This window comes from Streptomyces djakartensis (assembly GCF_014651075.1).
GTDB lineage: Bacteria > Actinomycetota > Actinomycetes > Streptomycetales > Streptomycetaceae > Streptomyces > Streptomyces djakartensis.
The window spans coordinates 24,978-40,025 of sequence record NZ_BMWE01000030.1; the positions used below are offsets into that span (position 1 = coordinate 24,978).

At 70.9% G+C, this 15,048-nt stretch carries 7 protein-coding genes; 3 read left to right on the forward strand and 4 right to left on the reverse strand.

The window, feature by feature from the left end:
* Nucleotides 1-58: 58 nt before the first annotated feature.
* Together IE212_RS32055 and IE212_RS32060 are read left to right on the forward strand one after the other, a co-directional pair.
* Entirely contained in the window at nt 59-2,263 is a 2,205-nt protein-coding gene (locus IE212_RS32055) for a CDP-glycerol glycerophosphotransferase family protein (RefSeq protein WP_190201497.1), read from the forward strand.
* Nucleotides 2,260-3,906: a glycosyltransferase family 2 protein gene (locus IE212_RS32060; protein WP_190201498.1), complete on the forward strand. Its 1,647-nt coding sequence runs from the start codon at nt 2,260-2,262 to the stop codon at nt 3,904-3,906. Before IE212_RS32055 ends, IE212_RS32060 begins: the two co-directional genes overlap by 4 nt.
* Nucleotides 3,907-4,114: 208 nt before the next feature.
* Here IE212_RS32060 and IE212_RS32065 read toward each other — a convergent pair whose 3' ends face one another.
* The 3 genes from IE212_RS32065 to IE212_RS32075 all read right to left on the reverse strand — a co-directional run bounded on the left by IE212_RS32065 (nt 4,115) and on the right by IE212_RS32075 (nt 10,913).
* Nucleotides 4,115-9,070 (reverse strand): NAD-glutamate dehydrogenase, encoded by a 4,956-nt coding sequence (locus tag IE212_RS32065; RefSeq protein WP_190201499.1) that lies wholly within the window; start codon nt 9,068-9,070, stop codon nt 4,115-4,117.
* Between the two features lie 585 nt (nt 9,071-9,655).
* Nucleotides 9,656-10,324 (reverse strand): HAD family hydrolase, encoded by a 669-nt coding sequence (locus IE212_RS32070; RefSeq protein ID WP_190201500.1) that lies wholly within the window; start codon nt 10,322-10,324, stop codon nt 9,656-9,658.
* 73 nt (nt 10,325-10,397) lie between these two features.
* Complete coding sequence (locus IE212_RS32075) at nt 10,398-10,913, reverse strand: DUF6912 family protein (RefSeq protein ID WP_190201501.1); 516 nt, start codon at nt 10,911-10,913, stop codon at nt 10,398-10,400.
* 307 nt (nt 10,914-11,220) lie between these two features.
* Between IE212_RS32075 and IE212_RS32080 the strand changes: the two genes are divergently transcribed.
* Nucleotides 11,221-11,949 carry an Rv3235 family protein gene (locus IE212_RS32080; protein ID WP_229864669.1) on the forward strand — a complete coding sequence of 243 codons (729 nt, stop codon included), beginning with the start codon at nt 11,221-11,223 and terminating at the stop codon, nt 11,947-11,949.
* A gap of 78 nt (nt 11,950-12,027) precedes the next feature.
* Here IE212_RS32080 and secA read toward each other — a convergent pair whose 3' ends face one another.
* Nucleotides 12,028-14,874, reverse strand: a complete 2,847-nt coding sequence (gene secA, locus IE212_RS32085) for a preprotein translocase subunit SecA (protein WP_190201503.1) — start codon at nt 14,872-14,874, stop codon at nt 12,028-12,030.
* Nucleotides 14,875-15,048: the final 174 nt, after the last annotated feature.

Sequence of the window (15,048 nt, forward strand, 5' to 3'; positions counted from 1 at the left end):
TGTCGCATTGATGGCACCATGACCGAATACGGTGCAGTCGCGAGAAGGAGTCCCCGTGATGGCCGAGCTCAGCGTCATCGTGCACGGGCCGAACGTCCAGGACCATCTGACGGAGCTCCTCGACTCCCTCGCCGCGCACCCCCTGCCGGACGCCGAGCTGATCGTGGCCGCGGTGGGCGACTGGGCCCGGGAGACAGCCGAGCGGCACACCCCGGACGTCCCCGGCCTGCGGGTCCTGCCGCTGCCGGACGGCACGGGCGACGCGGCGGCCCGGGCGGCGGGCGCGGCACGGGCCTCCGGACGCTGGCTGCACTTCGTCCACGCCAAGGACGGCCTGCCCGCCGGCGCCACCCGCACGGTCGCCGAGCGGGTGGCCGAGCTTTCCGGTGAGGTGGACGTGCTGCTCCTCGACCACGTCCGCAGCACCTGGCGCGCCTCCGGCCTGCCCTCCCCGGACGGTTTCCTGCTCGCCCGGGCGGGCCGTGCCGACGTCGCCCTGGACGACTTCGCGCCCCTGCTGCGTCTCACCCCGCTGCTCGGCACCCGCGTCCTGCGCACCGACTTCTACAGGGCGCACGAGCAACGGCTCACCACCGATGACGAGCCGTACGCCGCCCTGGCCGCCCTGCTGCTCGCCGGCCGTGTCGCCTGCCTGCCGCACGTCGCCTACGAGGACCGCAGGCTGCGCCCGGCGAGCCTGCCCCCGGTCACCCCCGAGCAGCGTTACGGCCTCGTCGAGCGCTACGAGTCCCTCCTCGACCTCGCCCGGGGCCGCCGCGCCGCGCACGCCGCGCTCTACGACGTGATGGTCCGCGACTTCCTGCGCACGTTCGCGCGCGGCGGCATGACGGAGGAGGTCGCGCGGGAGTTCTTCCGCCGGGCGTCCCTGGCCGCCCTGCGCCGCCGCCCCGAGGGCTACCGGCACCCCGCCGGTCTCGAAGGCGTCCGCCGCTCCCTGCTCGAAGAGGGCGCCTACACGAAGTACCGGGCCTTCCAGGCCGCCAACCGCACCCGCCGCACGGCCCAGTCGGCGGTACGGACCCGACGGCGCCAGGTGGGCACCAGGCTCCGCGGCCACCAGTACCGCAGGGCCCTCGGCCGCCCGGTCGATCCCGGCCTGGCGGTGTTCGCGGCGTACTGGAACCGCGGCGTCGCCTGCAACCCCGCCGCGATCGCCGCGAAGCTCACCGAACTCGCCCCGCGGATCCACCAGGTGTGGGTGGTCACCGCGGAGAACGCGGCCCTGCTCCCGCCCGGCACCGACCATGTCGTGCCCGGCACCCGCCGCTACTGGGAGGTGCTGGCGAGGGCCAAGTACCTCGTCAACAACGTCAACTTCCCCAACGCGGTGGTCAAACGCCCCGACGCGATCCACGTCCAGACCCACCACGGCACGCCCCTGAAGCGCATGGGCCTGGACCAGATGGCGTACCCGGCGGCCGCCCAGGGGATGGACTTCCAGGCGCTGCTGGAGCGCGTCGACAAGTGGGACTTCAGCGTCTCCGCCAACAGCCACACCACTCGCATGTGGGAGCGGGCGTACCCCTCGCACTACGTCAGCCTCGACCACGGCTACCCGCGCAACGACGTCTACTACACGGCCGGCGCCGAGGACGTCCGCGCGATCCGCGACCGGCTCGGCATCGCGCCGGGCCGCCGGGCCGTCCTCTACGCGCCCACCCACCGCGACTACGAGGCCGGCTGGACCCCGCGCCTGGACCTCGCCGCCCTCGCGGACGACCTCGGCGACGACACCGTCCTCCTCGTCCGCGGCCACTACTTCTACAGCGGCGCCGCCTCCCCCCTCGCCCACCTGCGCCGCACGGGCCGGATCATCGACGTCTCCTCCTACGACCCGGTGGAGGAGCTGTGCCTGGCGGCGGACGCCCTGGTCACGGACTACTCCTCGATCATGTTCGACTACGCCAACCTCGACCGTCCGATCGTGATCCACGCCGACGACTGGGAGACCTACCGCACCACCCGCGGCGTCTACTTCGACCTGATGGCCGAGGCCCCGGGCCCGGTGGCCCGCGGCCAACGGGAGCTGACGGAGATCCTCACCACCGAGGCCTGGCGCGACGAGGGCGCGGCGAAGGCCCGTGCCGTCTTCCGGCGCCGGTTCTGCGAGTACGACGACGGACGCGCCGCCGAACGCGTCGTCCGCCGGGTCTTCCTCGGCCAGGACGAGAGGGACCTGCCGCCGGTGCTGCCGATCGAGGAACGCACCCCGGCCCCGACCCCGCAGGAGGCGACCGCATGAGCACTCCCGACGTCACCGTGACGGTCATCGTCCACAACGACGCCGAACGCCTCGCCCGCGCCGTCTCCTCCGTCCGCCGGCAGACCCACACGAACCTCGAGATCATCGTCAGCGACGACCACTCGACGGACCGGACCCCGGACGTGGCCAGGCGTCTGGCCGCCGCGGACCCCCGTGTCCGCCATCTCCGTCTGGAGCGGAACAGCGGTGGCTGCGGCGTGCCGCGCAACCGCGCGATGGAGATCGCCCGGGCGCCGCTGCTGATGTTCCTCGACAGCGACGACGAACTCCCCGGCAACGCCGTCGAACTGCTGCTCGCCGCGCACCGCGAGCGGGAGATCGACTTCGCGATGGGCGCGGTGCAGCGGGTCCGGGTGGACAACGGCCGCCGCTCGACGTGGATGCCGCACCTGGTGGCCGAGCGCCGCACCCTCGCGGGCATCGGGGCCGACCCGCGCCTGTTCTTCGAGCACCTGGCGACGAGCAAGATGTACGCCCGCGCCTTCCTCGACCGGCACGGCCTGCGCTTCCCTGAGGGCATCCACTACGAGGACCAGCTGTTCTCGGCTCAGGCGTACTGCCTCGCCAAGAGCTTCACGATCATCCCGGAACCGGTCTACCGCTGGTACGTGGCCCCGTACGCCGCCTCCGACGCGGCGTCGATCTCCAACCAGCGGCACAAGCTCGCCAACGTCCGCGACCGCATCCACGTCCAGCACCTCATCGACGCGTTCCTCACCGAGAGCGGGCACGAGTGGCTCCGCGAGGACAAGGACCACAAGTTCCTCAAGCACGACTTCCGGATGTACGCCGGTGACCTGCCGTACCGGGACGCGGAGTGGCTGTCCTCCTTCGCGGACCTGGTCACCCCGTACCTGGACACGCTCGCGCCGGGCGCGTACGCGCGCCTTCCCCGCACCGAACGCGTGGTCATCCAGCTGATCCGCGACCGCCGCCTGCCGGAGGCCCGCTCGGCGGCCCGGGGCCTGGGCCAGAGCGTGGCACCCAGGCAGCTCACGACGGACGCGGAGGGCCGCGTCTACTGGGGCGGCGAGGTCCCTGCCACCGCATGGTCCCGCCGGGAACTGGACGTCTCGGATCTGGAGCTGGAGACCTGTCCCTTCCCCAGCGCCCGGTTCCGCCACGAGATCACGGAGGTCGGCAGAGGCCCGGGCGCGTCGATCGACCTGGCGATCCGCACCTACGACCCGGCGCTGCGCCTCCCCGTCGGCCCCCGGCGCGCGACGCTCCTCATCGCCCCCGGCGGCCGCCGGCTCCACGTCCACTTCCGGCTCTCCCCGGTCCGCCCCGGCATCTTCGAGGGCCACGCCCACCTGGACCTGACGGCGGTCTCACTCCCCCTCCAGGGCTTCGCGGGGATCCGTCATCCGCTGCTCCGCCTCCAGCACCAGGGCCTGACCAACACGGGCCTGCTCCTGGCTCCCTTGGCCTTCCCGGCCCTCACGGCCCAGGTGCCGTCCCACCGTGTGACGGTGGAACCGGAGGGCCACGGCCCCGGCCGCCTGCAGGTCCGCTGGGAGCCGCTGGGAGTGACGGCAAAGGTGGTACGCCCACTGGTACGCCGAGTGGCAGGGCCCAGACTGAAGCGGGCAGCACACCTGCTGGCCGGCGCCCTGAAGTAGCACCGCCCCAGCTGCGGGCAGTCGTGCCGCTGGGGCGGCACGGGTGGGCGCAGCGGCACCCCGCAACGCCGGGCTGCGCAACCCCCCGCCCCGAGCACCGACGCCGAGCACCCCTGCCACCCGGCCCGAACCACACCGGCCGACAGGAAACGCCCCGGACCGACCGACCGACCGGTCCCGGCCCGGGGCGTTCAGAACGCCGTAGTCGCTACGAGTGCTGCCGCAGCAGCGTCCGCATCGTCCGCATCGCCACCGACAGGTTCGCGAGATCGAACGTCTCAGAGCTCTGGATGTCCTCCAGCGTGGTACGGGCCCGCCCGAGAATCGCCGCGTTCTTCTGCTCCCACGCCTTGTACCGCTGCTCGGGCGTCGAGCCGCCGTTGCCCACCGCCAGCACGTCGGCGGTCAGCGCCGCGTGCGCCGCGTACAGGTCCTCGCGGATCGCCGCGCGGGCCATGGACTGCCAGCGGTCGGCGCGGGGCAACTCGATGATGCGGTCCATCAGCTGGGTGATCCGCAACCGGTCGGCGAGGTCGTAGTACACCTCGGCGACGTCCAGCGGCTCACGGCCCATGCGGTCGGCGATCGAGACGATGTCGAGCGTCGGGAAGGCGGAGGAGAAGCCGGCCACGCGGGTGGCCAGTTCGTCCGGGACGCCGGCGCCCGTCAGCTCGTCGTAGATCTTCCCGTACCACTCCAGGTCCGCGCCCCGCAGCAGCTTCGGCAGCTGCGCCCAGACCTGCTCGACACGGTCGGCGAAGAAGTCGACCGTCTCGGCCAGCCGCAGCGGCTGCGGCCGGTTGTTGAGCAGCCAGCGCGTGCCCCGCTCGACCAGGCGCCGCGCGTGCAGCCGGATGCGGGTCTGGACCTCGGCCTCGACCTTGTTGTCGAGCGCCTCCACCCCGTCCCACACCGGGGACTGGCGGAAGATCGCCCGGGCCGCGGTCTGCGCCCGCACGATCTCCTCCAGCGACGCCCCGGTCTCCTCGCGCAGGCGGTGCAGATACGTCGTACCGCCCGTGTTGACCGTGTCGTTGACCAGCACGGTCGTGGTGATCTCGCGGCGCAGCGGGTGGCTGACGAGGTGCTCGGGGAACTGTTCGCGCAGCTCGGTCGGGAAGTACGCGTGCAGCAGGGTGCTCAGGTACGGATCGTCCGGCAGCGAGGTGTGCAGCAGCTCCTCCGCGACGGTGATCTTCGTGTACGCCAGCAGCACGGCCGTCTCCGGGCCGGTCAGACCCTGGCCCTGGGCGAGCCGCTCGCGGATCTGCCGGTCGGTGGGCAGGAACTCCAGCGCCCGGTCGAGGTGACCCTCCCTGACGAGGTGCTTCATGAAGCGCTGCTGGGCGTGGAGCATGGCGCTGGACTGGGCGAGGGCGTTGGCGATCGCCGTGTTCTGCGCGTAGTTGTTGCGCAGCACCAGCCGGCCGACCTCGTCGGTCATCTCGGCGAGCAGCTTGTTGCGCTGCTTGACGGTCATGTCGCCGTCCGCGACCAGGCCGTTGAGCAGGATCTTGATGTTCACCTCGTGGTCGGAGGTGTCCACGCCCGCGCTGTTGTCGATGGCATCGGTGTTGATCCGGCCGCCGTGCAGCGCGAACTCGATCCGGCCCAGCTGGGTCAGGCCCAGGTTGCCGCCCTCGCCGACGACCTTGACGCGCAGGTCCTGGCCGTCGACGCGGATGGCGTCGTTGGCCTTGTCGCCCACGTCGGCGTTGGACTCGGCCGAGGACTTGACGTATGTGCCGATGCCGCCGTTCCACAGCAGGTCCACCGGGGCGTGCAGGATCGCCTTCATCAGGTCGGCCGGGGTCAGCTTGGTGACCTTGGACTCGATGCCGAGGGCCTCACGGATGTGCGCGTTGACCGGGATCGCCTTGGCCGTGCGCGGGAAGATGCCGCCGCCGGCCGACAGCAGGTCCGTGTTGTAGTCCTCCCAGCTGGACCGCGGCAGCTCGAACAGGCGGCGGCGCTCGGCGTAGGAGGTGGCGGCGTCCGGGTTCGGGTCGATGAAGATGTGCCGGTGGTCGAAGGCGGCCACCAGCCGGATGTGCTCGGAGAGCAGCATGCCGTTGCCGAACACGTCACCGGACATGTCACCGATGCCGACGACCGTGAAGTCCTCGGTCTGGGTGTCCACGCCCAGCTCCCGGAAGTGCCGCTTGACGGACTCCCAGGCGCCGCGGGCGGTGATGCCCATGCCCTTGTGGTCGTAGCCCGCGGAGCCGCCGGAGGCGAAGGCGTCACCGAGCCAGAAGTTGTACGTCTCGGCGACCTCGTTGGCGATGTCGGAGAACGTGGCGGTGCCCTTGTCGGCGGCGACGACGAGGTAGGTGTCGTCCCCGTCGTGCCGGACGACGTCCGCCGGGGGCACGACCTCGCCGGCCACCATGTTGTCGGTGATGTCGAGCAGCGCCGAGATGAAGGTCTTGTAGCTCCTGATCCCCTCGGCCAGCCACGCGTCGCGGTCCACCGACGGGTCGGGCAGCTGCTTGGCGACGAATCCGCCCTTGGCGCCGACCGGCACGATGACGGTGTTCTTCACCATCTGCGCCTTGACCAGGCCGAGGATCTCGGTGCGGAAGTCCTCACGCCGGTCGGACCAGCGCAGGCCGCCGCGCGCGACCTTGCCGAAGCGCAGGTGCACGCCCTCGACGCGCGGCGAGTACACCCAGATCTCGTACGCCGGGCGGGGCGCGGGCAGGTCCGGGATGGCCTGCGGGTCGAACTTCATGGAGACGTACTCGTGCGGCCTGCCGCCGGCCGCCTCCTGGAAGAAGTTGGTCCGCAGCGTCGCCTTGATGACGGTGAGGAAGGACCGCAGGATCCGGTCCTCGTCCAGGCTCGCGACCTGGTCGAGGGCCGCGTCCACCTCTTCGAGCAGGGCGTCCACGATCTCGTGCCCGGCGCGCTGCCGGTCCGGCGACATCCGCGCCTCGAACAGGGAGACAAGCAGGCGGGTGGTGTGGACGTTGTTGCGGAGGGTGTCCTCCATGTAGTCCTGGCTGAACGTCGAGCCCGCCTGGCGCAGGTACTTCGCGTAGGCCCGCAGCACCATCGCCTGCCGCCAGGTCAGTCCGGCGCTCAGGACGAGGGCGTTGAAGCCGTCGTTCTCGGCCTGGCCGGTCCAGGTGGCCGCGAAGGCGTCCTGGAACCGTTCACGGGCGTCGTCGCCGAAGTGGTCACCGCTGCCGTTCTTCGACCGGGGCATCCGCAGCCCGAAGTCGTAGATCCAGGCCACGCTGCGGTCCGAGCAGCGCAGCTCGTACGGCCGCTCGTCGACGACCTCGACGCCGATCCGGCTGAGGACCGGCAGCACGGCCGAGAGGGAGATCGCCTCGCCCGTGCGGTAGATCTTGAAGCGGCGCTCCTCGGGGGCGGCGCCCACCGGTTCGTACAGGCTGAGCGCGAAGTCCGTGCCCTCCTCGGCCTTCAGCTCTTCGAGGTGGACGAGGTCCGCGACCGCGGCACGCGGGTTGTGGTCGGCCTTGTAGCCCTCGGGGAAGGCGTGCGCGTAGCGGCGCAGCAGCTCGGCCGCGCGCTCCTCGCCGAGCTCGGCGTCGAGCGCCTCGGCGAAGGCGTCCTCCCAGGACCGGGCGGCCTCCATCAGCCGGGCCTCGATGCGCTCCTTGTCGAGGTCGGACAGCTCCGGCAGTTCGGTGCCCTGCGGGACCCGGACCACGAAGTGCAGCCGGGACAGGATCGACTCGGTGTTCCACGCGGTGAAGTCGACGCTGATGCCGCCCAGCTCCTCCTTCAGGATCTCGATGATCCGCAGGCGGACGGCCGTGGTGTAGCGGTCGCGCGGCAGGTAGACGAGGGCGGAGTAGTAGCGCCCGTACTCGTCCTGGCGCAGGTACAGCCGCAGGCGCCTGCGTTCCTGGAGGTAGAGGACGGAGGTGACGATGGACCGCAGCTCGTCGACCGGGGTCTGGAAGAGCTCGTCGCGCGGGTACGTCTCCAGGATCTGGAGCAGGTCGCGCCCGTCGTGGCTGTTGGGCGAGAACCCGGCCCGCTCGAGGACCTCCTCGACCTTGCGCCGGATGACCGGGACCCGGCGCACCGACTCGGTGTAGGCGGCGGAGGAGAACAGTCCGAGGAAGCGCCGCTCGCCGACGACATTGCCCTCGGCGTCGAACTTCTTGACGCCGATGTAGTCCAGGTACGAGGGCCGGTGCACGGTCGCCCTGCTGTTCGCCTTGGTCAGGACGAGCAGCTTGTGCTCGCGGGCCTTGGCCCGCGCGTCGGCGGGCAGCCGCTCGAAGGACGGGCTGACCGGGTGGCTCTCCTCGTCGGCGTGGTGCGGGTCGGCGCGCAGTATGCCGAGGCCGGTGCCGGGCACCGCGGCAAGCGAGTCGTCGTCGCGCAGCTGGTACTCGCGGTAGCCGAGGAAGGTGAAGTGGTCGTCGGCCAGCCAGCGCAGCAGCTCACGGGCCTCCTCGACCTGCGGTCCGGGCAGGTCACCGGGGATGGGCTCGTCCGGCAGCCCTTCCGCCAGCCGGATCGCCGCGTCCCGCATCTTGCTCCAGTCCTCGACGGCCTCCCGGGCGTCGGAGAGCACGCGCAGCAGGTCGGCGGTGATCTGCTTCAGGTCGGACCGGTCGGTCTCGCGGTCGATCTCGACGTGGATCCAGGACTCGACGTGCGCGTCGTGCGGCAGGTCGCCGGACGGCGGGGTCGGCACCACCTCGATGAGCTTGCCGGTGACGTCGCGCCGCACCACGAACTGCGGGTGGATGACGACGTGGATCCCGCGCCCCTGCCGCGTCAGCTCGTTCGTCACGGAGTCGACGAGGAAGGGCATGTCGTCGGTGACGACCTCGACGACCGAGTGGCTGCACGTCCAGCCGTTCTCTTCCACGGTGGGGGTGTGCACCCGGACGTTGGCCGTGCCCTGGGGGCGGTTCTCGGCCAGCCGGTAGTGCGAGACGGCGGCTCCGAAGACATCGACCGGGTCGCGGTCGGTCATGTCCTCCGGGGCCGTGTGCAGGTAGTAGCGCTGGAGGAATGAGATGAGGGAATCGCGGTCCGGGGCTTCCTGGGCGTCTGGGGTCTCCTCGCCCGTCGACCCGGTCGGTAGGTGCCCCCCGACCGGGCTGTTCTCAGCTACCCGGGCGGCCCTCTCGAGCAACTCGGCCTTGGCTTCGTCCAGCTTGGTCTGCATTGTCCTCTGGCTCCTGTCGCGCGCCGTTGCGTGACGTAGAAGGAAGTACGGCCTCTGCGCTCACGGCCTCACGTCCTGACACGGGGTATCCGGTCTGTTCCGACGCTATGCCGCAAGGCGAGATGAGCGGGGGTGTCTGAGCCAATTTTGAGCTGACCCGGGGGTGTGAGGCTGCTCTCTGTGGCGCCTCGGTCCGGTCGGTGCTCGGCGTCCCGGGAGCCCTCGATGCCCCGTCCCGCCCGCGAAGACCAGCGACCGCCGCCCGGACACGGATGTCGTCCGTGCTCTCCGGGCGCAGGGCAGGGACGACGATGTCCCCGCGAACTATCGCGCTGATCACGCCACCAGGCTATCGCTCCGCACAGGGGCCCCGTCATGAGCCGTATCTGTACAAATCCAGACCCAGAAGTTTGACGTTCTGCACAGTGCGGCCGCCTAGCTGCGGGCAGTCGTGCCGCCCTAGCTGCGGGCAGTCGTGCCGCTTGGGGCGGCACGGGTGGGCGCAGCGGCACCTCGCACCTCCGAGCGGCGGACCCACCCCCGACCCCGGCAACAGCGCCGAGCACCTGAAGCCGCTGGCTCGGCTCACGCCGCCGCCAACCGCTCCGCCTCCGCAACCGCCTCCTCCAGCGTGTCCACGACCGGCACCCCCACCGCCTCCAGACTCGCCCGACTGTGCGACCCCCCGGTGTACAGCACGGCCCGAGCCCCCACATGCAGCGCGGCCACCGCGTCATCCGCCGCGTCCCCGATCACCACGGTCCGCTCCGCCGCCACCCCACTCAGCGACTCCAGATGCCGCACCATGTGCTCGGCCTTGCTGCCCCCCGACGGCCCGGTCCGCCCGTCCACCCGTATGAAGTGCGGCTCGATCCCGAACCCGCGCACCAACGGCACGAGCTCCTCATGTACGTACATGCTCAGAATCGACTGGCTGCGCCCCGCCGACCGCCACCCCGACAGCAGCTCCACCGCCCCCATCGTGAGCTCACAGGCTCCCCGGTGCTCGGCGTAGTACCGGTGGAAGATGTCGTCCATGACCTCCCACTCGGCTTCCGTCGGCAACCGCCCCATGAGCCGCTCATAGAACTTCGGCACCGGCACGCAGTACAGCTCCCGGTACTTCTCCAGCGTCAGCGGCTCCAGCCCCAGCTCGGCGAAGGCCGCGTTCGTAGCGCCGATGATCGCGTCGATGTCATGGAACAGCGTCCCGTTCCAGTCCCACACGATGTGCGCGCCCGTCTTCGTCCCCATGCCACAGAACGTACCCGCCCCCACTGACAATCAAGAGGCCGGAGCCTCAACGCGCCCCCGGCCGGGAGGCGGCTCAGTCCCCGCGCCCCACCAGGTTCGGAATCTCCTGCGTGGCGAACCACAGCAGCTCGTGGTCCTCCGCGCCGTCCACGACGAACTGCGCGTCGTCGTCCCCGCCGTCCGCCGCGGGCAGGGCCTCGGCGGCCGCCGTGACATCCGCCTCCGCGTCCGCCGCGTCGACATGCACCGCCGCCGCCTTGGCCAGCGCCACGGGACCGGAGACCCGTACCTCCCCCAGCGCCGCAGGGTCGAGTCCGCGGTCGGGATCGGCGCTCGCGTCCCGGTCGGGCACGTCGACGGCGATCACGACCCGCCGCCGCGGCGCCTCCGGCTCGGCCGCCAGCCGCCGCAGCGAGGCCAGCGCGGCCCGGCTCAGCGCCGCGTACTCCAGCTCCTCGATGTCGTCGGAGAGGTACCACTCGCGCAGCGCGGGCGTCACCGCGTAGGCGACGAACGGCCCGGCTCCCAGCTCACCCGTCTTGTACGCCTCGGCGAGACCGGGGAGGGTCAGGGGCACGTAGACACGCATGGGCTGGCCGCTTTCGTGGTCGGGGAGCTCCGGAGGTCCTTCAGGATACGTGCGGGACGTCCCCTTTCGAGCCCTGCCCCGTGACGCCGGACCCGTCCACCCGACGCCGGGAATTCACCCGGCGCGCCCCCACGCCCACGGCGTCCAAGCCCCCCACATCACCCGGATAAGTGAACCTTCCGGCGCCCCGGCTCCGCCTCCCCGCCGCCTTGCCCCGCCGCCCGCTGTCCCCGTACAAGATCACCGACCCGAAGTTACTCCCCGGTACCCACCGGGCCCACGAAACGGGGACCCCATGCACAAGGTCATGACCAGGGCACGCCGTCTGCCCGCGCGCCGCGACCAGCGCAGTTCCGGCAGCGCGGCCCCGCCGCCGGGAGCCCGCCCATCCGCCGCGGAGACCAGCTCCCCACCGCGCGCCTCCGGCAGCACCGCCCCACCCCGCGTCCCGGGCGGCGGACGCCGCACCCCGGTGGCGGACGGCCGCCCCCCGGCCTCCGGCCGCGCCAAGCGCTCTCAGACCCGTCCCGCCGACACCCGCCCACCGGCCCTCTCCGGACCCCGCACAGCACCCCGCGGAACGCCGCACAACACCCACTCCGCGTCGCGGGGAACCGTCACCCGGGCGTCCGCACCGGCCTCGCCGGACGAGACATCCCGCGCCCCTTCCCCCGGCCCCCGCCATCCGATCCCCCGGCCCCTGCCCACCGACCTCTTCGCCGACCTCCTCCTCGCCGTGCTGAGCGGCCACCGGCCCGTCCACTCGATGCTCCGCCACACCCGGGGCCGTGCCTACGACGAACTCGCCTGGCTCGCCGAGCGCGGCCCCCTGCGCACCCGCGGCGCCCGTCCCGTCGTCCGCGACATCGGCTGGTGCGAACCTCGCCCCGGCGCCATCGAGGCGTTCGCCCGCATCGGGGCCGGCGACCGGCTCCGCGCCATGGCGTTCCGCCTGGAACTCGGCCAGGACCTTCGCTGGCGCTGCACAGCGGTGGAACTCGGCGGTCCCCGCCCGCCCCGCGCCGACGCCGACTGACGCCCTGCCCCCCACGGCGAAGGGCCGGACACCCTGAGGTGTCCGGCCCTTCACGCCGCTATGGTGCCGCGGTCACCGTCACTTCTTGCGGCGGCCCCGGCTCCGCGCCTGCTTGCGGCGCTCCGCGCGCGTGAGGCCGTCGGCCTCGGAACGCACCGGCTCGCCGTCCTCGGTGAAGTCGCCCTCGATCGTGCCGCCCTCACCGTCGACCGTCGGCGCGGAGAAGTGGAGGTTGCGCCGCTGCGGGACGTCGAGGCCCTTGGCGCGGATCTCCGGGCGGGCGCCCGCCTGCGCCGGCACCGCGTCGTGCTTCTCCAGGTCGGCCACCGGCTTGGTGTCCTCGACCGGGACCTCCTCGACCTGCTGCTCGACCTGGACCTCCAGGTTGAACAGGTAGCCGACGGACTCCTCCTTGATGCCCTCCATCATCGCGGTGAACATGTCGAAGCCCTCGCGCTGGTACTCGACCAGCGGGTCCTTCTGCGCCATCGCGCGCAGGCCGATGCCCTCCTGGAGGTAGTCCATCTCGTAGAGGTGCTCACGCCACTTGCGGTCGAGGACCGACAGCACGACCCGGCGCTCCAGCTCACGCATGATCTCGGAGCCGAGCTGCGCCTCACGCGCCTCGTACTGCTCGTGGATGTCGTCCTTGATGGAGTCGCCGATGAACTCGGCGGTCAGACCGGCCCGGTCGCCGGCCGCCTCCTCCAGCTCCTCGACCGTGACGTTGCACGGGTAGAGCTGCTTGAAGGCGCCCCACAGCCGGTCGAGGTCCCAGTCCTCGGGGAAGCCCTCGGCGGTCTCGGCCTGGACGTAGGCGTCGATGGTGTCGTCCATGAAGTGCTGCACCTGCTCGTGCAGGTCCTCGCCCTCCAGGACGCGGCGCCGCTCGCCGTAGATGACCTCACGCTGGCGGTTGAGCACCTCGTCGTACTTCAGGACGTTCTTACGGGTCTCGAAGTTCTGCTGCTCGACCTGCGACTGGGCGGAGGCGATCGCGCGCGTGACCATCTTGTTCTCGATCGGCACGTCGTCCGGCACGTTCGCCATGGACATCACGCGCTCGACCATCTGGGCCTTGAACAGCCGCATCAGGTCGTCGCCGAGGGAGAGGTAGAAGCGGGACTCGCCGGGGTCGCCCTGACGGCCGGAACGACCGCGCAGCTGGTTGTCGATGCGCCGCGACTCGTGCCGCTCGGTGCCCAGCACGTAGAGCCCGCCGAGCTTCTCGACCTCCTCCTTCTCGGCGCGGACGGCCTTCTCGGCCCGCTCCAGCGCCTCGGGCAGGGCGTGCGCCCACTCCTCGATGTGCTCCTCGGGGTCGAGGCCGCGCTGGCGCAGCTCCGCCTCGGCGAGGTCCTCGGGGTTGCCGCCGAGCTTGATGTCCGTACCACGGCCGGCCATGTTCGTGGCCACCGTGACCGCGCCCTTGCGGCCGGCCTGGGCGACGATCGTCGCCTCCCGGTCGTGCTGCTTGGCGTTGAGCACCTCGTGCTGGATGCCGCGCTTGCTGAGCTGCTGCGAGAGGTACTCGGACTTCTCCACGGAGGTGGTGCCGACGAGGATCGGCTGCCCCTTGCGGTGCTTCTCCTCGATGTCGTCGACGACCGCCTCGAACTTGGCGACCTCGGTCCGGTAGATCAGGTCGGACTGGTCCTTGCGGACCATCGGCCGGTTGGTCGGGATCGGCACCACGCCGAGCTTGTAGATCTGGTGGAACTCGGCGGCCTCGGTCATGGCCGTACCGGTCATGCCGCACAGGCCGGGCTGTTCCTTGCCGTTGTGGTCGTGGCGCTTGTAGAGGCGGAAGAAGTTCTGGAGGGTGATCGTGGCGAGCGTCTGGTTCTCGTCCTTGATCGGCACCCCTTCCTTCGCCTCGATCGCCTGGTGCATGCCCTCGTTGTATCGGCGGCCCGCGAGGATACGTCCGGTGTGCTCGTCGACGATCATGACCTCGTCGTCGATGATGACGTAGTCCTTGTCCTTCTTGAAGAGCTCCTTGGCCTTGATGGCGTTGTTCAGGTAGCCCACCAGCGGCGTGTTCACCGACTCGTAGAGGTTGTCGATGCCCAGCCAGTCCTCGACCTTGCTGACGCCGGACTCGTGGATGGCGACCGTGCGCTTCTTCTCGTCGACGTCGTAGTCGCCGGTCTCCTCGATGCCCTTGAGCGGCTGGCCGGCCTCACCGCGCTTGAGGCGCTTGACCAGCTTGGCGAAGTCGCCGTACCACTTGGTGGCCTGGTCGGCCGGGCCGGAGATGATCAGCGGCGTACGGGCCTCGTCGATGAGGATGGAGTCGACCTCGTCGACGATGGCGAAGTTGTGGCCGCGCTGGACGAGCTCGTCCTTCGACCACGCCATGTTGTCGCGCAGGTAGTCGAATCCGAACTCGTTGTTCGTGCCGTAGGTGATGTCGCAGGCGTACTGCTCACGGCGCTGAGCCGGCGTCATGTTGGCGAGGATGCAGCCGACGCTCAGGCCCAGGAAGCGGTGGACGCGGCCCATCATCTCGGAGTCGCGCTCGGCCAGGTAGTCGTTGACCGTGATGATGTGGACGCCGTTGCCGGACAGCGCGTTCAGATACGCCGGCAGCGTGCCGACGAGGGTCTTGCCCTCACCGGTCTTCATCTCGGCGACGTAACCCATGTGGAGGGCGGCGCCACCCATCATCTGCACGTCGTAGTGCCGCTGGCCGAGCACGCGCTTGGCGGCCTCGCGCACGGTGGCGAACGCCTCGGGCAGCAGGTCGTCCAGGGGCTCGCCGTCGGCGTACCGCTGCTTGTACTCGTCGGTGAGGGCGCGCAGCTCGGCGTCGGAGAGGTCGACGAAGTCCTCTTCGATGGAGTTGACCTGGTCCGCGATGCGGTGCAGCTTGCGCAGGATCTTGCCTTCGCCTGCACGCATGATCTTCGAGAGGACGGACACGGGGGTTGGTCTCCTTGCCGGTCGGGCCTGGGACGGTCGGTTACCACTTGACTTACTGAGCAACGGCCATCGTATGCGAGGACCCCGCCGCGCCGGGAGGGCCTGCCGTGACGGCGGCCGTCCGCTGCTTCGTTCGTCTTTCACTTGCTTCAAAGGGCACAACGTCCGGGCCCC